Genomic DNA, 23,691 nt, shown 5'->3' with positions numbered 1-23,691 from the left:
CATGGCCCGCATCGACGCCACGCCCGAGCGCGACGAGTTGCTCCGAGTTCTCGACGAGCTCTCCGGTCTACTCCGCGCCTGGGACGAGGCGCGTTGGGCCGAGTGGATCGAGCGTGACCGCCGTCTGATCGAGAACGGCCATCCGGACTCCCTCGGGCACCTGCTCGCCGCGTTCGGCGGTGCCGGCAACCTCCGCGACCTGACGATCCACCCGGTCAACGGACACGACATCGACGAGTCGCGGGTGCGGTCCGTGAACGATCGGCTGCGCACCCTGCGCGGCGCGGCGTTCACTATGGCCACACAACTCCGGGCCGAGACCGACCCGCGGTTCTGAGTTCGTAGGCCCGACACAGGGCGGGTCGGGATCGCAGTCCTCGGTAGCCTCTCGGAGTGACCTTTCCCCAGCGGCGTCTCCGGCGTCTCCGTCGAACTCCTGTGCTCCGGCGCATGGTGACCGAGACCCGCCTCCATCCCGACGACCTGATCGCACCGCTCTTCGTGCGCGAGGGAGCCGACGAGCCCCGCCCGATCGAATCGCTGCCCGGCCAGTTCCAACACTCGCGGGCGTCGCTGCGAGAAGAGGTCCGCCAGCTCGCCGACCTGGGTGTGCCCGCCGTCGTGCTGTTCGGCATTCCCGAGCGCAAGGACGCCGAAGGCTCCGAGGCCTGGAACCCCGACGGCATCGTGCAGGTCGCGTTGCAGGACCTTCGTGACGATCACGGCGACGATCTCGTACTCATCGCCGATCTGTGCGTCGACGAATACACCGACCATGGCCACTGCGGCGTGCTCGACGACACCGGCCAGCCCGACAACGACGCCACCCTCGAGCTCTACGAACGGATCGCCGTCGCCCAGGCCACCGCGGGGGCCGACATCGTGGCGCCGTCGGGGATGATGGACGGCCAGGTGTTCGCGATCCGCGAGGCGCTCGACGACGCCGGCTTCGACGACACCGCGATCCTCGCCTACGCGGCCAAGTACGCCACCGCGCTCTACGGCCCGTTCCGCGACGCCGTCGACGTCACGATCGTGGGCGGTGGCGACCGCAAGGGGTACCAGCAGGACGTGGCCAACGCCCGCGAAGCGATGGAGGAGATCCGCGAGGACATCGCCGAGGGCGCCGACATCGTGATGGTCAAACCCGCGTTGCCGTATCTCGACGTGATCGCCCGGGCCCGGGCCGAGGTCGACATCCCGATCGCCGCCTATCACGTGAGTGGCGAGTACGCGATGGTCCACGCCGCCGCCGAACGAGGGTGGGTCGATCTCGACGCCGTCGCGTTCGAACACACCCTGGCCATCAAGCGAGCCGGCGCCGATCTGATCCTCACCTACTTCGCCCGTCTGCTGGCCGAGGGCATGCAGTGAGCGCAGCGAACGAAATGACCCCGCGAAAGGGCATGCAGTGAGCGCGCTCACCAACGACGAGCTGTTCGCTCGGGCCCAGGCGGTCATCCCGGGTGGGGTGAACTCGCCGGTGCGGGCGTTCGGATCGGTCGGGGGCACGCCCTACTTCGTGGACCGGGCCGAGGGCCCCCACATCTACGATGTCGAAGGCAATCGCTACATCGACTACGTGATGAGTTACGGCCCGGGCATTCTCGGCCACGCCCATCCGACCGTCACCGCGGCGGTGCACGCAGCGGCGGTGAAGGGCACCAGTTATGGCGCCCCGACCGAAGCCGAGGTGTTGCTGGCCGAGGAGATGTGCGCCCGCATCGACGGCATGGAGATGGTGCGCATGGTGTCGTCGGGCACCGAGGCGACCATGACCGCGATCCGTCTCGCCCGCGGCGCGACCGGTCGTGATCGCATCGTGAAGTTCGCCGGCAACTACCACGGCCACTCCGATGCGTTGCTCGTGGCCGGAGGGTCGGGCGTCGCGCAGCAGGGGCTCAAGGGTTCCGAAGGCGTCACCGCCGGCGCGGTGGCCGACACGGTCGTGGCGCCCTACAACGTGGTGCCGGATCTCGACGAGACGGTCGCCGCGGTGATCGTCGAACCGGTGGCGGCCAACATGGGTCTCATCGCACCGAACCCCGGGTTCCTGGCCGGACTGAGGGACGCCTGCGACGCCGTGGGCGCGCTGCTGATGTTCGATGAGGTCATCACCGGCTTCCGGCTGTCCCGTGGCGGCGCGGCCGAGTGGTCCGGGGTGCAGCCCGACATCTGGTGCTTCGGCAAGGTCATCGGCGGGGGACTGCCGGTGGGCGCGTTCGGTGCGTCACGCGAGATCATGTCGCACCTGGCGCCGCTCGGGCCGGTGTACCAGGCGGGCACGCTGTCGGGGAACCCGCTCGCGATGGCCGCCGGCCTCGCCCAGCTGAGCGAGCTCACGCCCGCGGCCTACGAGCAGCTCACCGCAACGGCGACGACCCTGCAGGACGGCATGCGTGGCGCGTTCGCCGACGCCGGGGTCGTTGCCCAGGTGCCGCGGGTCGGTCCGTTGCTCGGTCTGTTCTTCGGTGAGTCCCTGCCGACCGACTTCGATTCGGCCAAGGCGATCTGCGAGAACGGGGTGTACGAACGCTTCTTCCACGGGATGCTCGAGGCCGGTGTGGCCCTCGCCCCTGGTGCCTACGAAGCGCTGTTTCCGTCCCTTGCCCACGATAGTGACGTCGTAGCGGCCACAATCGGTGCGGTTCGCCGGGTGGCGGCGACCCTCTGATCCCTCGATCGGAAGACCCCGATCGGCAACGAGGAGCAGCAATGAACAAGAAGTACCTGGCCGGTGGCGCACTCGTGGTGGTGATCGCGGTCGCGGTTGCCGCATGGTTCGTCTTCTTCAAGGACGACGCACCCGACGCGGCGACCAACGACGCAGCCAACGACGCGGTCGATCAGGTGCTCGCCGACGCCGCCGACACGGACGATGCCGTCACGGACGATGCGGATGCCGGTGCGGACCCCGCTGGTGACGAGCCGGCGCCCGCGGTCGACGGCATCGACGGTGTCTGGGTGATCGACGACGAGTTCGGCGAGCTCACGTTCGAATCCGCCACCGGGAGCTTTGCCGGTTTCCGCGTCGCCGAGGAGCTCACCGTGGGAGAGGTCACCGCAGTCGGCCGTTCGGGCGATGTGAACGGCTCGGTCACGATCGCCGACGGCACGCTCACGGGCGCCGAGGTCACGGTCGGCATGGACTCGATCATCTCCAACGACAGTCGCCGCGAGAGCGCGATTCGTCGGGCCGTCAACGCGAGCGAGTTCCCCGACGCCACCTTCACCTTCGACGGTGGCGTCGACGTGTCGGCCATCGAGGTGGGTGGCGCCTCTCAGACGTTCACCATCGAGGGCGACCTCACGGTGGCCGGCGTGACCAACCCGGCCACCTTCACCATCGATGCCAACGTCCGCGACGACGGCTTCGGCGTCATCGTCGGCAGCACCGAGATCGTCTGGGAGGACTTCGGCGTCACCCCGCCCTCCGCCCCGATCGTCGTCTCCATCGCCGACGAGGGCACCGTCGAGTTCCAACTCATCGTCGCCCGCTGACCCGGTTGACCCTGGCCAGCGGGGTCAGCGGGCTCGATAACGGGCGATGAGGGAGTTCGTGGATGCGTCGTGGTCGAGCGGCGCATCGGTGTCGGTGAGCTCGGGGACGATCGCCCGGGCGAGGACCTTGCCGAGTTCGACGCCCCACTGGTCGAACGAGTTCACGCCCCAGACCACGCCCTGTGTGAAGACCTGGTGCTCGTAGAGCGCGATCAGCTGGCCGAGCACCGACGGGGTGAGCGCGGGCGCGAGGATGGTCGTGGACGGTCGGTTGCCGGGAAAGGTGCGATGCGGCACCAGGGCCGGGTCGGTTTCGGTCTCGGCCACTTCGTCGGTCGTCTTGCCGAAGGCGAGCGCCTCGGACTGGGCGAAGCAGTTCGCGACCAGCAGGTCGTGGTGGGCCTCGATGCCCGGGAAGTCGCCATCGCGACGGTCGGGCCGGGCCATGACGATGAAGTCGGCCGGCACGATGGTGGTGCCCTGGTGGAGGAGTTGGTGGAACGAGTGTTGGCCGTTGGTGCCGGGCTCGCCCCACACGATCGGTCCGGTCTCGTAGGTGACCGGGGTGCCATCGGCTCGCACCCGTTTGCCGTTGCTCTCCATGTCGAGCTGCTGGAGGTAGGCCGGGAAACGGTGCAGGAGTCGTGAGTAGGGGAGTACCGCCCGGGTGGGGAGGTCGTTGAAGGTGCGGTACCAGATCTCGATCAGACCGAGCAGGACCGGCACGTTGTGGTCAAGTTCCTGCCCGGCGAAGTGGTCGTCGACGATGCGGAATCCATCGAGGAAGTCGGCGAACGCGTCGGCGCCGATGGCGACCATGAGCGACAGACCGATGGCGGAATCGACCGAGTAGCGGCCACCCACCCAGTCCCAGAAGCCGAACATGTTGTCGGTGTCGATGCCGAACGAGCGGACCTCGTCGGCGTTGGTGGAAACGGCCACGAAGTGCGCGGCCACGGCATCGTCACCGAGGACGCCCGTGAGCCAACGTCGGGCCGAGCGGGCGTTCGTCAACGTCTCCTGGGTGGTGAAGGTCTTCGATGCGACGACGAACAGGGTCGTCGCCGGGTCGAGGTCGCGCAGCGCCTCGTAGAGATCACTGCCGTCGACATTGGAGACGAATCGGCAGCGCACCCGGGGGTGGTGGTGGGCCGCGAGCGCCTCGTAGGCCATCACCGGGCCGAGGTCCGAGCCACCGATGCCGATGTTGACCACGGTCTCGATCGCTTCGCCGGTGTGGCCCTTCCACTCGCCGTCGCGTAAGCGGTCGGCGAACACCGCCATCTGGGCGAGCACCTCGTGCACCGCAGGGACGACGTCGACCCGTACGCCGCCGTCGTCGTCGACCTCGATCGTCCGGTCGCTCGGCGCGCGCAGCGCGACGTGGAGCACGGCGCGGTCCTCGGTCGTGTTGATGCGGTCGCCGCGCAGCATCGCCTCGATGCGCTCGGGGAGTCCGGCGCGCCGGGCCAGTGCGACGAGGTCCTCGAGCACGGCGTGGGTGACGCGGTGCTTCGACATGTCGACGACGAGATCGCCGACCGTGTGCGTCAGGGTCTCGGCGCGAGCGGGATCGTCGGCGAACAGCGCCCTCAGTTCGAGCTGCTCGAAGTCGGTGGCCCGGGCGGTGACGGCCGCCCATTCGTCGGTCAGGGTGATGTCCACCATGTGGGTCTCCGGAAGCGTTCCCGCAGGGTTGAGATGCGGGGTCGGGAAGTCGTGCGCATGCAGTCTGGCTGGTGGAGTGGTGCGTCTGGCCCATACGAGCACGCGGCCGAGTCTCTAATCTCGGAGGCGGACGGAGATGATGCTCAGTACACGCGCTCGAATCGCTGCACTATCGGTGGCCGTGGGCCTCGTCGCGACGGTGAACATCGTGCGTCCCTGGGACGACGGGGTGCCGCCCACTCGGGTCGGCACGGCCGGGATCGCCCTCGGTGACGACACCGCAAGAGCGGTCGAACGGGTCACCTATCGCCAGGAAGTCGAGCGTGTGGGTGACGTCATCGTGGACGACGGCCGACCAGTTGGCGAACTCGCCCCGGAGCTGGCCGAGGTCTGGGAGATCGTCGACGCGGTCTGGCCCGACGATCTCCGCGGCGAACTCGCCCAGCTCTCGGTGGTGCGCGAGGCCCCGCGCGGTCTGGTCGGTGTGGTGCACCCCTCGGGCACCGCTGGGTGGATCCTCAGCCTCGACCTGGCTGACCTGCCCGATCGGGTGCTGATCGAGGAGACGATCGTCCACGAACTCTCCCACGTGGTCACGCTCGACCGGGAGGTCTTCACGTTCAACCAGGTCGACGGCTGTGCCGGCACGGCGATCGAACTCGGATGCGCGGCGCCCGACACGGTCCTCGCCGACTTCGCCGACCGCTTCTGGCCCGATGGCACTGCGGTCGGCGCCGACGGCGACTTCGTCAACGTCTATGCGATGACGGCGGCCCACGAGGATCTCGCAGAGACGTTCACCGCGTGGACCCTCGGTTGGCCGGTCGAGGGCCCGGTCATCGAGGCGAAGATCGAACTGTTGGCCGCCGACCCGCAGCTGTCGTCGTTGGCCGACGCGCTGCGGACGCGGTTGTTGGCCCGGACGGACGAACCGGGAACCTGAGCGTCAGCCCTCGGCGCCGCCGAGTTCGGCTCGGGCGGTCTCGAGTGTCTCGTGCACCGTGTCGTAGGTGATGCCGACGATGTCGACGCCTTCTTCTTCGACGACCTCGATCCACGTTTCGATGAGCTCGAGCTCCGCGATGACGGCGTCGGGCTCGAGGTTGCCGAACTGGGCACGTTCGTGGAACGTGACCGCGCCGAGGGTCTCGACGTCGAGGCCGGCGGCGAAGCCGGCCATCACGCCGCCGCCACCGATGACGTGGGCGCCGCCGGGACGATCGGGATCGCCATAGTTGGGTCCGCCCTCGAGATCGCGGGTGCCGGTGGAACCGTTGGCGATCCAGGCGATCTGACCGGCGAGGCCGTCGTAGCCGCCGTCGGTGATGCCGGTGGGGAACGTGAGGGTGACCTCGCCGTTGTTGAGCTGACGGCCGGTGCCGCCACCGCCACCGGCGCCGTGGCAGCCGGCGCACTGGGCGTAGATCTCCTCGCCTTCGAAGGCCAGACCGCCTTCGACCGGCGGACGTTCGAGATAGCCGACGTAGTAGATGGCCCAGATCGGCAGGAAGAGCAGGACGGGCATGACCCACACGGGGATGGTCTTGCGGGCCTTCGCCGCGGCGACCCACTCGGTGTCGGGGATCGGCTCGGGTTCGGGCTCGGGCTCGGCGGGCACGGCGCTGGCCGCAACAGCGGGGGCCGTGGATGCCGGTGCCGCGTCGGTGGCCGGCGCGTCGGACGCGGACGCGTCGTCGCCACCCTCGCCGGTGAGGCGGGCACGGGCTTCTGCGGCCTTCTTGAGCAGGTGCTCGGGTATTTCGGTCACCGTGGTCTCCGGTGCGGGTGAGGACTGTGCGGGTTTCAGGGGTCAGTACGGGTACAGACCGTGTGGAGGATAGATGCAGTGTCGCACGTTCAAGCAACTTGGGCCGGGAATCGCTCCGGGATCAGATTTCTCTGGCGCCGGATTGGGTCCGGCCGACTTTTCCCGTGGTAAACCTTCGGCCAACCCGAGTGGTGCGTCCTCTCGGGTCTACACTTGTGCGTGAATTCACGAACTTCATGGATTCACGACTCCACTAGGAGCCGCTCGTGGTTGCTTTCACCCTGTCTGTCATCATCACCGCCATCATCGTCGGCGGTATCGTCGCGTACTCGAAGCGGCGCCCTGTCGGTCAACCCCACACCTGGGGTGAGGCGATGCTCGGCGCGTTCGTGGTCTTCTTCCTCATGTTCTGGGTCTACGGCGTCGTGCCCCATCAGTGGCTCGTGTGGGCCGAGAACGAGCTCAACTGGCGGACCGACAAGTTCCTCATCGGTTGGGGCGGCTTCCTCAAGCCCCAACCCCAGGGCGGATGGAACCCCATCACCCTCAACTACCAGGTCATCGAGCACCTCATCGCCGTGGGCATCTACGGCGTGATGCTGGGGGGAAACATCTGGCTGTGGGGAGTCTGGCAGAATCGTGGAAAGGGCCAGGAGGAAAAGGCTCCGGCCCGTTCGACCTTCGGCCGCCCACTCGTGAAGGAGGGCTCGGCGACATGACCACCACAGATGCCAACCCACCCATGCCGGTGTTTCGCGACGACTACGTCCTCCAGGAGGTCGACGCGGCCTGGCTCAGCCAGGCGGTCAAGCCCAAGCAGTTCATCCACATCGACCAGGCCGAGTGCATCATGTGCGAGGGCTGTGTCGACATCTGCCCGTGGAAGTGCATCTTCATGGTGCGCCCCGATGCCATCGACGAGGCCATCGGCACCGAACTTCCCGGCACCGACCCCAACGACCACGTGATCTTCACGATCGACGACGACGTCTGCACCCGCTGCGCGCTGTGCGTCGATCGCTGCCCCACCGGTGTGATCATCCTCGGCAAGATCGGCGACCCCGCCGCGGCCGGCGACTCCCACCAACGAACCAACTCACACGGCTACGGATACGGAATGCGCCTCGGCTGAGCCGGGCGACGCAGGAGAAAGACGCATCATGGCGAACGACACCGACGACGAGATCCAAAAGCCGCTCCCGCAGCGGATGCAGGACTCCATGTCGCAGCTCGGCGACGACATCGTCTCGAGCCAGGCGTGGAACTCGATCTTCCGGCCCGGATCGATCTTCCGGAAGGGCTACACCGACAGCCCGCGAAACCGGTCCTACGTCATCATGAACTCGGTGATGTACCACCTCCACCCCGTGAAGGTGAAGCGTCACGCCGTCAAGGTCAGCTACACCCTCTGCCTCGGTGGGCTGAGCTTCTTCCTCTTCATCCTGCTCACCGTCACGGGCATCTTCTTGATGTTCTTCTACCGGCCCACCGCCGCGGCCGCCTGGGACGACATCTACACGCTCCAGACCTCGGTCACCTTCGGCCTGCTGGTGCGCAACATGCACAGATGGGGTGCGCACCTGATGGTGCTCACCGTGTTCCTCCACATGGCGCGCGTCTTCTATCACGGCGCCTACAAGCCGCCGCGCGAGTTCAACTGGGTGATCGGCGTCATCTTGTTGATGCTCACCCTCCTGCTCTCGTTCACCGGCTACCTACTGCCGTGGGATCAGCTCGCGCTCTGGGCGGTGACCGTGGGCACGAACATGATGGGCTACACGCCCGTCTTCGGTGACCAGGTGAGGTTCGTGCTGCTCGGCGGCGTCGAGATCGGCACCGACACCCTGCTTCGTTGGTATGTGTTGCATGTCCTCATGCTCCCGTTCGTGATCGTCATCTTCATGGCGATCCACTTCTGGCGGGTGCGCAAGGACGGCGGCATCTCGGGTCCGCTGTAGGCCAGGGCTGGACGAGAAGGAGGATCGATGACCGAAGTACCAGAGCATCTCCGCAAGCGAGCCGAAGAGGCCCGGGCCAAAGCCGCGGCCGCCAAGGCCGGCGCCGACGATTCTGCCGGCGGCGAGACCGAACTCACGGCCGAGCAACAGGAAGCCGCGTCCAAGATCCCGGCCCACCTTCTCGAACGCTCAAAGGCCGCCAAGTCCAAGGCCGACGGTGGCGACTCCGGCGGTGCCGTGGCCACGGCCACCGCGTCGGCCGCGCCGGCTGCCGCTGCGGCGGCGCCCCTGGCCACCGGGCCCGGCGGCCACACCCAGCGTCTGCTCACCGTGGTCAAGTCCGGTTCGATCCAGGACGTCAAGGCGGTGCCGCAGGACAAGGTCCACGTCTGGCCCCACCTGCTGGTCATCGAGTTCGCCGCCGCGCTGTTCATCACGGCCTTCACGCTGATCTTCTCGATCTTCGTGAACGCACCGCTCCTCGAGCTGGCCAACTTCAACGAGACACCGAACCCGTCGAAGGCCCCCTGGTACTTCCTCGGTCTGCAGGAACTGCTCACGATGTTCCACCCGATGGTGGCCGGTGTGACCATCCCGGGTATGGGTCTGTTCGTGCTGATCCTGGCGCCCTACATCGACAAGAACCCGTCCAACAAGCCCGAAGACCGCAAGTTCGCGGTGTCGCTCATGACGATCCACCTGATGTTCTGGGCGGTTCTCACCATGATCGGTTCGTTCTTCCGCGGTCCCGGCTTCAACTTCGTCTTCCCCTGGGAAGCCGGACTGTTCTTCGAACTCTGACAGGAGGCTCATCATGCTGGTAGCCGGAATCATCCTCATCGCCGTCCTGGCCGTGGTCGCGGTCGTCGCGGCCATGCGCTCGCGCCAGACCGACCAGGCGGTCGGCATGCTCTCGCGAGAGACGCAGAAGCGCGACGCGTCCACGAGCGCGCTCGGCTCGGAGTCCGAGCTCACCGGCAAGCAGGTCGAGCGGGCTGCGGTCATCGAACGCAAGACCGCGTCCAAGGAACTCGTCCGCGCCGGCGCCGGCGCGCCGCCCGCGCCCTATGTCCCGCCGGACCCGGAGATGATCGGCGTCACCCGTCGTCAGTTCTTCAACCGGTCGATCGTGTTGATGTTCACCCTCGGTCTGTCCAGCTTCGGCGCCGCCTGCATCGCCTTCCTCTGGCCGCAGCTCGGCGGTGGCTTCGGTTCGGCCATCAAGGTCGGCCTGGTGAGCGACCTGCTCGGCCAGATCCGCGGCGCCAACGGCTTCCTCTACCGCGCCGAGGGCCGCATGTGGCTCACCGAATACCCCAACAGCGCCGTCGAGAAGGCCAACGCCGTCTACTCGGCCAACGAGCTCAGCGGCATGACGGCCGGCCTCCAGCTCGGGCTCGACGGCGGCATCGTCGCTCTCTACCAGAAGTGTCCCCACCTCGGTTGTCGTGTTCCCGAGTGCGGCACGTCACAGTGGTTCGAGTGCCCCTGCCATGGTTCGCAGTACAACCAGGTCGGCGAGAAGCGTGGTGGACCCGCCCCTCGCGGCATGGATCGTTTCGCCATGACCATCGGCTCCGACGGCTCACTGACCGTCGACACCGGCACCATCATCCAGGGTCCCGCCATCGGGACGAACACAACCGGGCAGGAAGCCGAAGGGCCCAACTGCATCGGTCAGTCCTCGCACTAGTAACCTCCGTCCGTTCCCGTACCGTCTATCTCGAGAACCTTTTCCACGCGCATGCTGCTTGCCGCATCTACTCAACGAACCATCGGCTTCGCCATCCTGGCGATCGTCTTCATCGGTGGCATCGTCTATCTCTTCTTCAACATCCGCTCGGCCAAGCCCGAGGTGGGCTCGGAGCTCGAGCTGGCGGCCAACCGCAGCCCGGCGCTGCTCGACGAGGACCTCGAGGGCCGTCGCCTCGATCTCGCCCTGCTCGGCAATCTCGCGATGCTCACGATCATCGCCATCGCCCTGCCCTTCTACTGGCTGGGCGAGCCCGGACGTGAGGACGGCCGCAACGTCGACACCGATCGCATCTTCACCAACCGCGGCGAGAACATCTACGTCGAGGGCGCGCAGTGCGTGAACTGCCACGGCGCGGCCGGCGCCGGCGGCTCCGTCACCACGTCGATCACCGACGACGACGGCGGCTTCGTCGCTCAGGTCGTCTGGCAGGCCCCGGCGCTCAACACCGTGCTGTCGCGCCATTCCGAGGACGAGATCCTCCACACCCTCAACTTCGGGCGAAACGGCGTCATGCCGGCCTGGGGTGGCGCCGGTGGTGGTCCGCTGACCGACCAGCAACTCGAAGAGGTCGTGTTCTACATGCGATCGATCCAGATCGACGAGGAGCAGATCCGCAGCGAGGTCGCCGGCGGCGTGATGCAGCGAGTCCAGGAGTGGATCGTCGACGACACCGAGGAGTGGGACGCCCCGTACCTCACCGCCATCCGAGACGCCCAAGCGGCGCAGCTCTCCGCCACGATCGCCGTCGAGACCCCCGACATCGATTGCACGGACTTCCCCGAGGCCGCGTCCGAGGCCTCGCCGGAATCAGCGATCCTCGACGTCGAGCAGTTCCTGGCAGCGGCATCCGACGAAGAGATCGAGGGCTTCGAGCTCTGCGACACCCTCAAGGTGAGCAACGACGCCCTGACCCTGGCCACGACCGAGGGCGCCGACCAGCTCGAAGCCGACGCGATCGAATGGCTGGCCAACGCCGAGGGCGTGGCCGAGACCGCCCGCGAAATGGCGTTGGCCGACGACCCGTCGCTCGATGACCCGGCGAACGTCGGGGCCGACGGCCAGAACCTCCCGCTGCGTTGGGCGGCCCTCGACCTCCTGACCGCCGAGGATTCCGACGTGCCCAACGTCGAGGACTACATCCGCTACGGCGAGTTCATCTTCACGAACCCTGCGGTCCAGGGCACCTACAGCTGCGCCCGTTGCCACACCTTCGGGTTCAGCTACGACGCGGCCGAGCGCTTCACCGTGCGGGCCAACGGCACCACCGAATCGATCCTGCCCGATGGCTACGACCAGGGCGGCGGCTACTTCGGCCCGCCGCTGACCGCTGACTCCACCCGCAACCAGTTCGAGACGGCCCGTACCCACGCCCAGTTCATCGAGACCGGTCAGACCATCGGTCAGCCGTACGGACGCGGTGGCTCGGGCGGCAACGGGCAGATGCCCGGTTTCGCCGCCCGGACAGAGTCCGACGCCGTGGGCCCGACCGTGGGCGCCGACGACGAGTTCGACTATCCGGCCCTGCTCACCTCTGATCAGATCGATGCCGTCGTGGCGTTCGAGAGGAACCTCTGATGCAGATGATCCATCTCATCGCCGGTCTCGCCTGGGACCCCGAGATCCGTGGCTTCATGGCCGTGCTCGTCGGCGTCGTCGTCCTCATGGGCTCGGTGTGGCTGATCCTGTCGACCAACAGCGGCACCCGTCTCGGCTCGCTGCTGGCCGGCGCCGGATTCTTCGGCTGGATGGCCATCATGGGATCCGTCTGGTGGATCTACGGCATCGGCTATGCGGGTGACAGCCCGGTCTTCGAGCAGCTCGAGATCGTCGACGCCGACGAGGCCGGGCATCTCGATCTCGCGGCCAACGACACGGCCGAGACCCTGCGGTCCGAGAACCTGCCCGACGCCTATGAGCTGGTGATCGCGGCCCACGATGCCGCCGTCGACCAGTACGGTGAGGACGTCTTCGGCGACAACTGGGAGTCGCTCGTGCCAGCGAGCGATCGTGCCCGGATCGCCGAGGTCCGCACCGCCTGGTTCGACTACGGGCGCGTCACTCCCGACGAGCTCACGGCCGACCAGGTCGAGGGCCTGACCGACGCCGAGATCGAGGCGCTGGCCATCGAGGAAGACGCGAGGAACCAGGACACGACGCTGTCCGAGCTGGCCGCGGTGGCACCTGATCTGGTGCCCGATCCACTGCCCGAGCTGGGCGACTGGCGACTCCTCTCCACCGCCGAGATGGGCGAGGCGCAGGCGTCGGCCATCGCCTTCCTGCTCGAGAGCGGCGAGTACAGCTTCGACTCCCAGGCCGAGTTCAAGATCCTCAACGGCTACGCCTCCGGCGGCAAGGAGGGCCTGCCCGACGACCCGAGCCGCTGGGATCGCATCTACACCCAGTTCAAGTCGGCGCTCACGCTCGGCCACCCCACCGGCTACGCCCTGATCCAGGTCCAGGCGGTCACGGCCGAGTCCCTCGACAACCTGCCCGGCACCGCCCCGCAGCGACCGATCGTCGACACCGACGAACCCGTGGTCTCGGTCATCATGATCCGCAACCTCGGCAACCTCCGCCAGCTGCCGGCCATGGTCACCATCGGCTCGCTGCTGCTGTTCCTCGCCTTCTGCTACATGCTCCACGAACGCGACAAGGTCTCGATGGCACGCCAGGCGGCCGTCGGCGGGGCTTCGTAGTCCGATGCTCGGCCAGTACCTGCCTCTGCTGGCGCTCTTCGTCGTCGCTGCTGCGTTCGCCGCGGGAAGCTTTCTGGCGTCCGGTCTGTTCGCGCCGCGAGACCCGTCGGCCGCGAAGAGGGCGCCCTACGAGTGCGGCATCGTGCCCACGCGAGAGACGCCGGAGCGGTTCCCGGTGCGCTTCTTCCTCGTGGCGATGATCTTCATCGTCTTCGACATCGAGATCATCTTCTTCTACCCGTGGGCCGTTGCCCAGGGCGGACTCGGCATCTTCGGCCTCGTACTCATCATGGTGTTCTCGCTCGCCGTGTTCGAGTCCTTCGTCTATCTCATCGGCAACGGCGCCCTCGAATGGGGCCCCCTCAAGCACTCGGCCGCCACGTCGGAGATGACCTCGCCCGAGCGCACCCTCGAGTCGACGATTCGTCGGGTGGGTCTCGAAGACCGCGATCCTCCGGTCGCCGATGCGAACGAGGCGGCCTGATGTACCTCCCCAAGATCGGCGACACCACCGACATCGCCAACGACGGGCTCGGCGGGCTCGAGCACAACTTCATCACCGGCAATGTCGAGAACCTGATCAACTGGGCCCGCAAGCGATCCACCTGGCCCGCCACGTTCGGTCTCGCCTGCTGCGCCCTCGAGATGATGGCCACCGGCGCCGCGCACTACGACCTCGCCCGCTACGGCATGGAGACCTTCCGGGCTTCGCCCCGTCAGGCCGACCTGATGATCGTCGCCGGTCGGGTGAGCCAGAAGATGGCTCCCGTCCTGCGCCAGGTCTACGACCAGATGATGGAACCCAAGTGGGTCATCTCCATGGGTGTGTGCGCATCGAGTGGCGGCATGTTCAACAACTACGCCATCGTGCAGGGTGTCGATCAGGTCGTCCCCGTGGATGTCTATGCCCCCGGCTGCCCGCCCGGTCCCGAGACGCTGATGCACGCGATCTTCACGCTGCACGAGCAGATCGAGAACCAGGAGATCCTCAAGCGTCGCGACGAGAACGGCGGCGGCGCCGGCATCGTGATCGAGCAGCGCGACGGCCAGAGCGCCGGCCTCACCATCGGGGGCTGACGGTGAGCGACGACGAGCAGACACCGGCGGACGACGCCGACAACGCCGATGTGGCCCGGCCGGAAGCCGAACTTCGTTACCACGCCGTCGTGACCGACTCGCTCGGCGATGTGGTGCTGCACCCCACCGCCGCGGGCTACCTCGAGACCATGACCGCGGCCCGTGACGACGGTTTCGATCAGCTGATCGACCTCACCGCCGTGGATTATCTCGCGTTCTCGGCGCCGCGCGGCCTGCCCACCGGCATCGACCCCGAACGATTCGAGGTCGTCGCCCAGCTCATCAACCACGGGAGTGGCGAGCGCCTGCGTGTGCGGGTGCAGGTGCCGGGTGACGAGGCCGTCGTGTCCTCGCTCTTCGATCTCTGGCCCGGCAGCGAGGCACTCGAACGCGAGGCCTTCGACATGTTCGGCATCGAGTTCGCCGATCATCCCGACATGAGCCGCATCCTCATGCCCGAGGAGTGGGTCGGTCATCCGCTCCGCAAGGACTACGCCGTCGGCGCGATCCCTGTGCAGTTCAAGGCCGCGAGCAATATCCGATGACCGCGGAACGCGTGCTCCGTCGCGGGGATGATTCCGCCGTGCTCCGTCTCTCCGAGGCGGCGGCCGCGGAGATCGGCAACGATCCGACCACCGCGGCCGACGACCAACGGGTGCTGCTCAACATGGGCCCGTCGCATCCGTCGACCCACGGCGTGCTGCGGCTGATGCTCGAGATGGAGGGCGAGACCGTCCTGCGGTCCAAGCCGGTCGTGGGCTACCTCCACACCGGCATGGAGAAGCAGGCCGAGCAGCTCACCTATCTCCAGGGCGCGACGAACGTCACCCGCATGGACTACGCAGCGCCGCTGTTCAGCGAGCTCGCGTTCTCGCTCACCACCGAGAAGCTGTTGGGCATCGAGGTGCCCGAGCGGGCCGTGTGGATCCGCATGCTCATGTGCGAGCTCAACCGCATGTCCTCACACCTGCTCTTCATGGCCACCAACGGGATGGACCTCGGCGCGGTCGGCATGATGATCTACGGCTGGCGTGAACGCGAGGAAGTCCTGCGCTTCTTCGAGATGGTCACCGGGCTGCGCATGAACCACAACTACATCCGCCCCGGCGGTGTGGCCGCCGACCTGCCCGACGGCTGGGAGGAACAGGTCGAGCGCATCCTCGACATCACCGCTCCCCGCCTCGACGAGTACGACATCCTCATGACCGGCCAGCCGATCTGGCGTGAGCGCCTCCAGGGCGTGGGCGTGCTCAACACCGACGAGGCCCTCGCCCTCTCCGCCACCGGCCCGCTGCTGCGGTCCACCGGCTTCGCGTGGGACCTGCGCCGCAGCGAGCCCTACCTGGCCTACGACCAGGTCGACTTCGACGTGCTCGTGGGCAGCTACGGCGACTGCTACGACCGATTCGCGATTCGTCTCAACGAGATCCGCGAGTCGATGCGGATCGTCCGCCAGATCCTCGAGAAGATGCCGAGTGGTGACTATCGCATCCAGGACAAGAAGGTCACGCCGCCGCCCCGCGTGCGGATCGACCAGTCGATGGAAGCGCTCATCCATCACTTCAAGATCTTCACCGAGGGCTTCAAGGTGCCGGTGGGCGAGGCCTATTGCGCCGTCGAATCGCCCCGCGGCGAGCTGGGCGTCTACATCGTGAGCGATGGCAGCGCCACGCCCTACCGCATGCACGTGCGGGGACCGAGCTTCATCAACCTCCAGACCATGCCGCACCTGATGAAGGACGGACTGATCGCCGACGGTGTCGCGATCATCTCCTCCGTCGACCCGATCATGGGCGAGGTGGATCGCTGATGGCCCGTTTCTCCGACACCAACCTGTCGATCGCCCACGACATCATCTCGCGCTACCCGCGCCCGAAGTCGGCCCTGATCCCGTTGTTGCACCTGGCCCAGGAGCAGGACGGTTGGGTCACCGACGACGCCATGCGCCACATCGCCGAGCTCACCGGCACCACGCCGGCCGAGGTCAAGGGCACCGGCTCGTTCTACGAGATGTTCAAGTTCCATCCCGTGGGCAAGTACATGGTCAACGTGTGTACGAACCTGTCGTGTCAACTGCTCGGTGGCGAGGAACTCCTCGACCACGCCGAACAGACCCTCGGCGTGAAGGCCGGCGGTACGACCGCCGACGGCATGTTCACCCTCGAGGACGTCGAGTGCATCGCCGCCTGCACCGAGGCGCCCTGCCTGCAGGTCAACTATCGCTACAAGCTGCGCATCTCCCATGGCGAGTTCGACGCGATGATCGCCGATCTGCGCAGCGGCAAGTCCACCGACATTCCCGAGCACGGCACCCTCGCCCAGACCCGCCAGGCGATTCCCGCCGATCGAGGCGCCGGCATCGTGGCGCCCGAGCTGGCTCGCGACGCGCCGGTGTGGCTCGCCCGCAACGACGTCGCCGACGGCGGCGACAGCAAGGCAGATGCCTGATGCCGACCCACGCCTACGTTCCCCACGCTCCCGGCTACGTCGACAACGACGGCCCCAAGATCGTCACCTCGCGTTTCCCCCACGAGGACTCGTTCACGCTGGCGCGCGCCGAGGCCACCGGGGCCTACGACGGACTGCGGGCCGCGCTCGACAAGAAGCCCGCCGACGTCCACGGCGAGGTGCGCGAAGCGACAGTGCTCGGTCGTGGCGGTGCCGGGTTCCCGGCCGGCGTGAAGTGGGGCTTCATGCCCCCCGGCAAGTTCCCGTACTACCTCGTGGTCAACGGCGACGAGTCCGAGCCGGGCACCTACAAGGACCGTCTCCTCATGGAGCGCGACCCGCATCAGCTCATCGAGGGCTGTCTCATCGCGTGCTACGCGCTCGGTCTGGCCCAGTGCTTCCTCTACGTCCGCGGCGAGATGGCCCTGGCCCAGGAGCGCATCGCCCAGGCCCTCAACGACGCCTACGCCAAGGGCTACGTCGGCAAGAACATCATGGGCACCGAGTTCAGCGTCGACATCACCCTCACCTGGGGCGCGGGCGCCTACATCGTCGGTGAGGAGACCGCCCTCATCGAGTCGCTCGAGGGCAACCGGGGCATGCCCCGGCTGAAGCCGCCCTACTTCCCGGCGGCGATCGGCCTCTACGGCCAGCCCACGATCGTCAACAACGTCGAGACACTGGCCAACCTGCCGTGGCTCATGCTCAACGGCGCGGCGCAATACAAGACCTACGGCTCCGAGGCGTCGCCCGGCACCCGCCTCGTTGCGGTGTCGGGTCACGTGCAGCGGCCCGGCGTCTACGAGATCGAGCAGGGGGTCACCACCTTCCGCGACCTCTTCTACGGCGACAACTTCTGCCAGGGCATCCGCGAGGGCCACGAACTCAAGATGTTCGTGCCCGGTGGCGGTTCGGCGCCGTGGTTCTTTCCCGAGCAGGTCGACCTGCCCCTCGAGGCGAAAGACGTGGGCGCAGCCGGCTCGATGCTCGGCTCCGGCGCCATCATCGTGATGGACGAGACCACCGATGCGGTCAAGGCCGCCCTGCGGCTGGTGCGGTTCTACGCCCGCGAATCGTGTGGCAAGTGCACGCCGTGTCGTGAAGGCACGACCTGGGAAGAGCGTGTGCTCCAGCGCATCCTCGACGGTGAGGGCCGTCCGAGCGACATCGACATGCTCCTCGACATCGCCGACAACATCTCACCCGGTCCGTATCCCAACGCGGCCGATCCGGCCCAGGGGCTCGACGCCGTGCCGTTCCCACCGAAGCAGACCACGATCTGTCCGCTCGGCCCCTCCTCCGTTGCGCCCATCACCTCGACCATCCGCCGCTTCCGACACGAATACGAGGCGAAGATCACCAAGCGCGACAGCATTCCCGTGAGCGCCGCCCCGGTGATGGCCCGAGCGATGGAGGGTGAGTCATGACGGCGACGGATCCGGAAGTCAGCACGGTCTCGGTCACCATCGACGGGGTCGAGATCCAGGCCAACCCCGGCGAGCTGCTCATCGACGCAGCCGAGCGCCACGGCACGTACATCCCTCGGTTCTGTCACCACTCGCGCATGAACCCGGTGGGCATGTGCCGGATGTGTCTCGTCGAGGTCGACACCGGCCGCGGTCCGGCCCTCCAGCCGAGTTGCATGGCCCCGGTGGCCGACGGCATGACGGTCCACACCGAGACCGACACGGTCAAGAAGGCCCAGGACGGCGTTCTCGAGTTCCTGCTCATCAACCATCCGCTCGACTGCCCGGTCTGCGACAAGGGCGGCGAGTGCCCCTTGCAGGACCAGACGATGGCCTACGGCCCCGGCGAGTCGCGCATGATCGAGGAGAAGCGCCACTTCGAGAAGCCGATCGCCATCAGCGACACCGTCTATCTCGACCGTGAGCGCTGCATCCTGTGCGATCGCTGCACCCGTTTCGCCGACGAGGTGGCCGGCGACACGCTGATCCACTTCATGGATCGCGGCAACAACACCCAGGTCAACACGTTCCCCGACGAACCGTTCGCCTCCTACTTCTCGGGCAACACCGTGCAGATCTGCCCGGTCGGCGCCCTCACCGCCAAGCCCTACCGCTTCAAGGCCCGTCCGTGGGACCTCGAGGAGACGATCTCCACGGCCTGGATCGATTCCGTGGGTTCGCGTATCTCTGTGCAGTCCTCGCGCAACCAGGTCCTGCGCCTGCTCGGGGTCGATGCAGATGCCGTGAACTGGGGCTGGCTGTCCGACAAGGAGCGCTTCGCCTTCGAGGCGATCAACTCCGAGGCCCGCTTCGAGACGCCCATGGAGCGCCATGGCGTCACCGGCGATCTCGCGCCGACGGGGTGGGCCGGTGCGCTCGGCAACGTGATCGACGCGCTCCAGGGAGCCGATCCCGCCCGCGTCGCCGTGCTCGGCGGCGCCCGCATGACCAACGAGGCCCAGTACGCCTGGGCCAAGCTGATGAAGGGCGTGATCGGTACCGACCACGTCGATGCGCAGCTCGCCGACGGTCTCCCGCCCGAGGTCGTGCTCGGCCTTCCCCGCGCCACGATCGACGAGGCCTGCCGGGCCGGCGGCACCATCATCCTGGTCGGCCCCGACCCCAAGGAAGAGCTCGGCGCGCTCTACCTCCGTCTCCGCCACGCCGTCGTCGAAGACGGCGCCACGCTGATCGAGCTCATCCCCCACCGGGGTGGGCTGAGCGGTATCGCCGCCCACTCGCTGCACCCCCGCCCCGGCGAGGTCGGCGACGTCGCCGCCGCGCTCGTGGCCGCCACATCCGGTTCCGCCGCTGCCGCGGGCGGCATCGACGCCGACGCCATCGCCGCAGCCGCCGCCTCGATCGAAGGACCTGTCACGGTCGTCCTCGGCCGGGCCTGCCTGGCCGAGTCGTCGGCCGGCACCGTGGCCGCGGCGAATGCGCTCGCCGCGCTTCCCGGCGTGTCGTTCCTCTCGGCGCTGCGTCGTGGCAACGTGCACGGCGCGCTCGACAACGGTCTCGCCCCCGGCCTGCTGCCCGGACGAACCACCCTCGGTGCCGGCGCCGCCCGTTTCGCCGATGCCTGGCCGTCGGTGCCCGCGTCGGCGGGTCTCGACGCGATCGGCATTCTCGAAGCCGCTCGCGACGGCAAGATCGACGTGCTCGTCCTGTTGGGCTGTGACCCACTCAACGACCTCCCGGATCGCGACCTCGCCAAGGCGGGCCTCGAAGGCGCCGGCTACGTCGTCGCGGTCGACATGCTGCCCAACGACTCGACCGACAGCTACGCGAACACGGTGCTCGCGGCCGCGGGCCCCACCGAGTCCAGCGGCACGTTCACCAACCTCGAGGGCCGCGTGAGCGTCTGTGAGCAGAAGGTCACCCCGGCCGGCACGGCGCGTGCCGACTGGATGATCGCGGCCGAGATCGCTCTGCGCCTCGGCGCCGACCTCGGTGTCGATTCGCCGGAGACGATCCGGGCCGAGTTGGCCGCCGTCTCCGCGGTGCACAGCGACCTCACCGAGGCCGCGCTCGACGACGGCCGCGTCGAGGGCGTGTTGATCACCGGCAACGGCGACATCGCGGCGCCGACCGCGTCCGGCACCGCCAGTCCCGCCAACGACGCCTACTCACTGCGCCTCGTCGCCACCCGCAAGATGTACGACGACGGTGTGTTCCTGCGTCACAGCCCGGCCAGCGCCGGGCTCGCCCGCTCGATCCAGGTGCGCCTGAACCCGATCGACTTCGACAAGCTCGGTATCGACCAGGGCACCGTCGTCAAGCTCGAGTCGTCACGCGGTCACCTGCTCGCGCCGGTGGCCGTCGACCCCGGTGTGCCCGCCGGTTCCGCCGCCATTCCCTTCTCCGTCGACGGCTGGGCCGCCAACGCGCTCATCGACAGCGGCGCCGCGGTCACCGACGTCAGGGTGGAGCGGCCATGATCCTCGGTCTCGATCCGCTCTTCACCGACGGTGTCGATCTCGGCGACTTCGGGTTCGTCCTGCTCAAGGTCGTCGTCGCGTTCGCGTTCCTGCTCGTGGCCGTGATGCTCAACATCTGGTTCCTGCGCAAGGTCATCGCCGACTTCCAGAACCGCATCGGCCCGAACATGGCCGGTCCGTGGGGCATCCTCCAGAGTCTGGCCGACGGCATCAAGCTCTTCATGAAGGAAGACCTGATCCCCGACAAGGCCGATCGGTTCGTCTTCAAGCTGGCCCCCTACCTCTCGCTCGTCCCCGCGTTCCTCGTCTTCGCCATCGTGCCATTGGGCGGCAACTTCAACGAGAGCAAGGTGCTCGACGACGGCACCGTCGTGACCGGCGCCTTCGGCTGGGGCGACAATGTCACCTTCCTCCAGGTAGCCGACCCGCCCGTCGGCATCCTGTTCTTCCTCGCCATGTCCTCGCTCGCCATCTACGGCGTCATGCTCGCCGGCTGGTCGTCCGGCTCGAAGTACCCGCTGCTCGGGTCGGTACGGGCGTCGGCCCAGATGGTCTCCTACGAGGCCGCCCTCGGACTCGCCATCGCCGCCGTCGTGCTGATGAGCGGCTCCCTCTCCACCAACGAGATCGTGGCCCAGCAGGCCGGCGAGGGCTATTGGGGTTTCGTGCCCAACTGGAACCTGATCGTCACCGGCTTCGTGCCGTTCGTGATCTTCCTCATCGCCGGCACCGCTGAACTCAACCATCCGCCCTTCGATCTCGTCGAGGCCGAGCAGGAACTCGTCGGTGGCTTCCACACCGAGTACTCGTCGATCCGCTTCGCGCTCTTCTTCCTGGCTGAGTTCATGAACCAGATCACCATGTCGGCGATCGCGGTCACCCTCTTCCTCGGCGGACCGGCCGGCCCAGTGCTGTTCGGTCCCGACTGGATCTGGGGCATGGTCTGGTTCTTCGCCAAGACCATGGTGTTCCTCTGGGCCCTCGTCTGGGTCCGGGCCACGCTGCCCCGCTTCCGCTACGACCAGCTGATGGACCTGGGCTGGAAGCTGCTGATCCCGCTGGCCCTCGCGTGGTTCCTGCTCCTCGCCGGTATCAGGGTCGGCAACGAGAACGACTGGAGCGACGCCCAGACCACGGCGTTCGTACTCGGCTTCATGGCCGTGTGCCTGGTGATGGCGGGCTTGCTGACGGCGGCGATCCGCACTGCTCGTCAAGAACGTCTCGAACGAGAAGGAGTCGATCATGGCTGACATCGCCGACTACTTCCGCGGCTTCGCCGTCACCTTCAAGAAGGCGCTCTTCAAGGGATCCGACACGGGCAAGACCGTCACCGTCGACTATCGCGGCGGCAAGAAGGAGGGCGACAAGCACGACGAGAAGCGGGTCAAGACCGAGCGTCTCCACGGCCGCCACGTGCTCAACCGCTACGAAGACGGCATGGAGAAGTGCATCGGCTGCGAGCTGTGCGCGGGTGTCTGCCCGGCCAAGTGCATCTATGTGCGCGGCGCCGACAACGATCCCGAAGCGCCCACCTCACCCGGCGAACGCTTCGGCTACGTCTACGAGATCAACTACCTGCGCTGCATCCACTGCGACCTGTGTGTCGAGGCGTGTCCCACCGAGGCCATCACCGAATCGAAGCTCTTCGAGTTCTCCTTCACCAACCGCACCGACGCGATCTACACCAAGGACGAACTCGTCGTCGCCGACGACGGCATGCCCCAGAAGATGCCGTGGGAGGACTGGCGCGACGGCGACGACAAGATGACCTCGGGTTGGCTGCGGGCCACGTCGCCGTCGGGCGACCATCGCTACGAAGGCGTCGTGCACTGGGCCGGCGAGCTGGGCTACGGCGTGCGAGACCCCGAGATCGGGCAGTCCGCAGCCGCTGATCGGTCGGAGGGGAGCGACACATGACGGCCGAGACCATCACATTCGTCGTCGGCGCGCTCATCGTGCTCACCGGTGGCATCGGTGTCGTGGCATCGAAGAACCCGGTCCACTCCGCCCTGTTCCTCGTACAGACGCTCATGGGCGTCGCCCTGCTGTTCGTCGTGCAGGAGGCCCACTTCCTCGCGGCCGTGCAGATCATCGTCTACGCGGGCGCCATCGTCATCCTCTTCCTCTTCGTGATCATGCTGCTCGGCGTCGACAAGACCGAGGAATGGCAGCTCAAGGAACCCATCGCCGGCCAACAACCGCTGGCCGCGGTCATCGGTGCGGCCCTGCTGGGCCTCGGCGTCGTGGTCACGATCATCGCCACCGACGGCCTCAGCGGCAAGGTCCGCGGGGTGGGCGACAAGGCCCTCACCAGCGAGTACACCGACGTCGAACGCATCGGCCGCGTGCTCTTCAGCGACTACGCCCTCTCCTTCGAGATCACCGCCGGACTGTTGACCATCGCCGTCATCGCCGCAGTGGTGCTCACCCGCAGCGTGCGACGAGAGGACGAACTCGAGGATCTCGAACCCGCCTCGATGGCCCTGCCCCCCGCCGCCCCCTTCGGCGCCAACGACAGCGACCACCACGAGTTGGGACACCCGGGGTCAGACCCCCGTCCCAACTCGGATGATGTCGAGGCCGCCGACGATGGAGGTGGCGACTGATGGAAGTCACCTCCGAGTGGTACCTGGTGCTGTCGGCCGTCCTGTTCGCCATCGGCGCGGTCGGGCTGCTGATCCGGCGCAACCCGCTGGTCATGTTCATGTGCGTCGAGCTGATGCTCAACGCCGTCAACGTCACGTTCGTGGCGATCGGCACCGAACTCAACGACGTGGGCGGCCAGATCGCCGTGTTCTTCGTGCTCGTGGTCGCTGCGGTCGAAGTGGTCGTGGGTCTCGCCCTCGTGGTGGCCATCAACCGCCGCCGCGAAGGCGCAACCGCCGACGACATCTCGGTGTTGAGGGGCTAGG

25 protein-coding genes are annotated in these 23,691 nt (G+C 67.4%); 23 read left to right on the top strand and 2 right to left on the bottom strand.

Going from position 1 to position 23,691, the window contains the following annotated elements; translation table 11 throughout:
- The first annotated feature begins 1 nt into the window (after position 1).
- Genes RIB98_19370 through RIB98_19355 form a run of 4 tightly spaced genes read left to right on the top strand, consistent with a single transcriptional unit; the run spans position 2 to position 3,501 of the window.
- Complete coding sequence (locus RIB98_19370; protein MEQ8843143.1) at positions 2–337, top strand: hypothetical protein; 336 nt, start codon at positions 2–4, stop codon at positions 335–337.
- 56 nt (positions 338–393) lie between these two features.
- A complete protein-coding gene (gene hemB / locus RIB98_19365; protein ID MEQ8843142.1) occupies positions 394–1,374 on the top strand; it encodes a porphobilinogen synthase in 981 nt (326 codons plus the stop codon).
- Positions 1,375–1,411: 37 nt separating this feature from the next.
- Positions 1,412–2,674 (top strand): glutamate-1-semialdehyde 2,1-aminomutase, encoded by a 1,263-nt coding sequence (hemL, locus tag RIB98_19360; protein ID MEQ8843141.1) that lies wholly within the window; start codon positions 1,412–1,414, stop codon positions 2,672–2,674.
- 41 nt (positions 2,675–2,715) lie between these two features.
- Positions 2,716–3,501: a YceI family protein gene (locus RIB98_19355; GenBank protein MEQ8843140.1), complete on the top strand. Its 786-nt coding sequence runs from the start codon at positions 2,716–2,718 to the stop codon at positions 3,499–3,501.
- A gap of 24 nt (positions 3,502–3,525) precedes the next feature.
- Here the strand turns inward: RIB98_19355 and pgi are convergent, their stop codons facing one another.
- A complete protein-coding gene (gene pgi, locus RIB98_19350) occupies positions 3,526–5,169 on the bottom strand; it encodes a glucose-6-phosphate isomerase (protein MEQ8843139.1) in 1,644 nt (547 codons plus the stop codon).
- 181 nt (positions 5,170–5,350) lie between these two features.
- Here pgi and RIB98_19345 point away from each other — a divergent pair, with 181 nt between their 5' ends.
- Positions 5,351–6,112: a hypothetical protein gene (locus tag RIB98_19345; protein ID MEQ8843138.1), complete on the top strand. Its 762-nt coding sequence runs from the start codon at positions 5,351–5,353 to the stop codon at positions 6,110–6,112.
- 3 nt (positions 6,113–6,115) lie between these two features.
- Here RIB98_19345 and RIB98_19340 read toward each other — a convergent pair whose 3' ends face one another.
- Positions 6,116–6,937 (bottom strand): hypothetical protein, encoded by an 822-nt coding sequence (locus RIB98_19340; GenBank protein ID MEQ8843137.1) that lies wholly within the window; start codon positions 6,935–6,937, stop codon positions 6,116–6,118.
- Positions 6,938–7,203: 266 nt separating this feature from the next.
- Between RIB98_19340 and RIB98_19335 the strand changes: the two genes are divergently transcribed.
- Genes RIB98_19335 through nuoK form a run of 18 tightly spaced genes read left to right on the top strand, consistent with a single transcriptional unit; the run spans position 7,204 to position 23,690 of the window.
- Complete coding sequence (locus RIB98_19335; protein ID MEQ8843136.1) at positions 7,204–7,656, top strand: hypothetical protein; 453 nt, start codon at positions 7,204–7,206, stop codon at positions 7,654–7,656.
- A complete protein-coding gene (locus RIB98_19330; GenBank protein ID MEQ8843135.1) occupies positions 7,653–8,069 on the top strand; it encodes a 4Fe-4S dicluster domain-containing protein in 417 nt (138 codons plus the stop codon). Before RIB98_19335 ends, RIB98_19330 begins: the two co-directional genes overlap by 4 nt.
- A gap of 28 nt (positions 8,070–8,097) precedes the next feature.
- Positions 8,098–8,895: a selenite/tellurite reduction operon b-type cytochrome ExtP gene (gene extP / locus RIB98_19325; protein ID MEQ8843134.1), complete on the top strand. Its 798-nt coding sequence runs from the start codon at positions 8,098–8,100 to the stop codon at positions 8,893–8,895.
- A gap of 27 nt (positions 8,896–8,922) precedes the next feature.
- Positions 8,923–9,696, top strand: a complete 774-nt coding sequence (locus tag RIB98_19320; protein MEQ8843133.1) for a menaquinol-cytochrome c reductase cytochrome b subunit — start codon at positions 8,923–8,925, stop codon at positions 9,694–9,696.
- Between the two features lie 13 nt (positions 9,697–9,709).
- Complete coding sequence (locus RIB98_19315) at positions 9,710–10,588, top strand: ubiquinol-cytochrome c reductase iron-sulfur subunit (protein MEQ8843132.1); 879 nt, start codon at positions 9,710–9,712, stop codon at positions 10,586–10,588.
- 51 nt (positions 10,589–10,639) lie between these two features.
- Positions 10,640–12,226: a cytochrome c gene (locus RIB98_19310; protein ID MEQ8843131.1), complete on the top strand. Its 1,587-nt coding sequence runs from the start codon at positions 10,640–10,642 to the stop codon at positions 12,224–12,226.
- Positions 12,226–13,347 carry a hypothetical protein gene (locus RIB98_19305; GenBank protein ID MEQ8843130.1) on the top strand — a complete coding sequence of 374 codons (1,122 nt, stop codon included), beginning with the start codon at positions 12,226–12,228 and terminating at the stop codon, positions 13,345–13,347. Before RIB98_19310 ends, RIB98_19305 begins: the two co-directional genes overlap by 1 nt.
- Before the next feature lie 4 nt (positions 13,348–13,351).
- Positions 13,352–13,831: an NADH-quinone oxidoreductase subunit A gene (locus RIB98_19300; GenBank protein MEQ8843129.1), complete on the top strand. Its 480-nt coding sequence runs from the start codon at positions 13,352–13,354 to the stop codon at positions 13,829–13,831.
- Entirely contained in the window at positions 13,831–14,424 is a 594-nt protein-coding gene (locus RIB98_19295) for an NADH-quinone oxidoreductase subunit B family protein (GenBank protein MEQ8843128.1), read from the top strand. Before RIB98_19300 ends, RIB98_19295 begins: the two co-directional genes overlap by 1 nt.
- A gap of 2 nt (positions 14,425–14,426) precedes the next feature.
- Positions 14,427–14,969 carry an NADH-quinone oxidoreductase subunit C gene (locus RIB98_19290; protein ID MEQ8843127.1) on the top strand — a complete coding sequence of 181 codons (543 nt, stop codon included), beginning with the start codon at positions 14,427–14,429 and terminating at the stop codon, positions 14,967–14,969.
- The gene (locus RIB98_19285) at positions 14,966–16,234 is read left to right on the top strand and encodes an NADH-quinone oxidoreductase subunit D (GenBank protein ID MEQ8843126.1); all 1,269 of its coding nucleotides are present in this window, start codon (positions 14,966–14,968) and stop codon (positions 16,232–16,234) included. Before RIB98_19290 ends, RIB98_19285 begins: the two co-directional genes overlap by 4 nt.
- Positions 16,234–16,872 carry an NAD(P)H-dependent oxidoreductase subunit E gene (locus RIB98_19280; GenBank protein MEQ8843125.1) on the top strand — a complete coding sequence of 213 codons (639 nt, stop codon included), beginning with the start codon at positions 16,234–16,236 and terminating at the stop codon, positions 16,870–16,872. The genes RIB98_19285 and RIB98_19280 overlap by 1 nt, the downstream gene beginning before the upstream one ends.
- Complete coding sequence (gene nuoF, locus RIB98_19275) at positions 16,872–18,299, top strand: NADH-quinone oxidoreductase subunit NuoF (protein MEQ8843124.1); 1,428 nt, start codon at positions 16,872–16,874, stop codon at positions 18,297–18,299. The genes RIB98_19280 and nuoF overlap by 1 nt, the downstream gene beginning before the upstream one ends.
- Positions 18,296–20,779, top strand: a complete 2,484-nt coding sequence (gene nuoG / locus RIB98_19270; protein ID MEQ8843123.1) for an NADH-quinone oxidoreductase subunit NuoG — start codon at positions 18,296–18,298, stop codon at positions 20,777–20,779. Before nuoF ends, nuoG begins: the two co-directional genes overlap by 4 nt.
- Entirely contained in the window at positions 20,776–22,029 is a 1,254-nt protein-coding gene (gene nuoH, locus RIB98_19265) for an NADH-quinone oxidoreductase subunit NuoH (protein ID MEQ8843122.1), read from the top strand. The genes nuoG and nuoH overlap by 4 nt, the downstream gene beginning before the upstream one ends.
- Positions 22,022–22,696, top strand: a complete 675-nt coding sequence (gene nuoI / locus RIB98_19260; GenBank protein MEQ8843121.1) for an NADH-quinone oxidoreductase subunit NuoI — start codon at positions 22,022–22,024, stop codon at positions 22,694–22,696. The genes nuoH and nuoI overlap by 8 nt, the downstream gene beginning before the upstream one ends.
- Complete coding sequence (locus RIB98_19255; protein MEQ8843120.1) at positions 22,693–23,385, top strand: NADH-quinone oxidoreductase subunit J; 693 nt, start codon at positions 22,693–22,695, stop codon at positions 23,383–23,385. The genes nuoI and RIB98_19255 overlap by 4 nt, the downstream gene beginning before the upstream one ends.
- The gene (gene nuoK, locus RIB98_19250) at positions 23,385–23,690 is read left to right on the top strand and encodes an NADH-quinone oxidoreductase subunit NuoK (protein ID MEQ8843119.1); all 306 of its coding nucleotides are present in this window, start codon (positions 23,385–23,387) and stop codon (positions 23,688–23,690) included. The genes RIB98_19255 and nuoK overlap by 1 nt, the downstream gene beginning before the upstream one ends.
- Position 23,691 lies beyond the last annotated feature (1 nt).

The sequence above is a fragment of the Acidimicrobiales bacterium genome (assembly GCA_040219515.1).
Lineage (GTDB): Bacteria > Actinomycetota > Acidimicrobiia > Acidimicrobiales > Aldehydirespiratoraceae > JAJRXC01.
The sequence above is the reverse complement of the archived record's forward strand: the minus strand, read 5'-3'. Positions and strand labels throughout refer to the sequence as shown.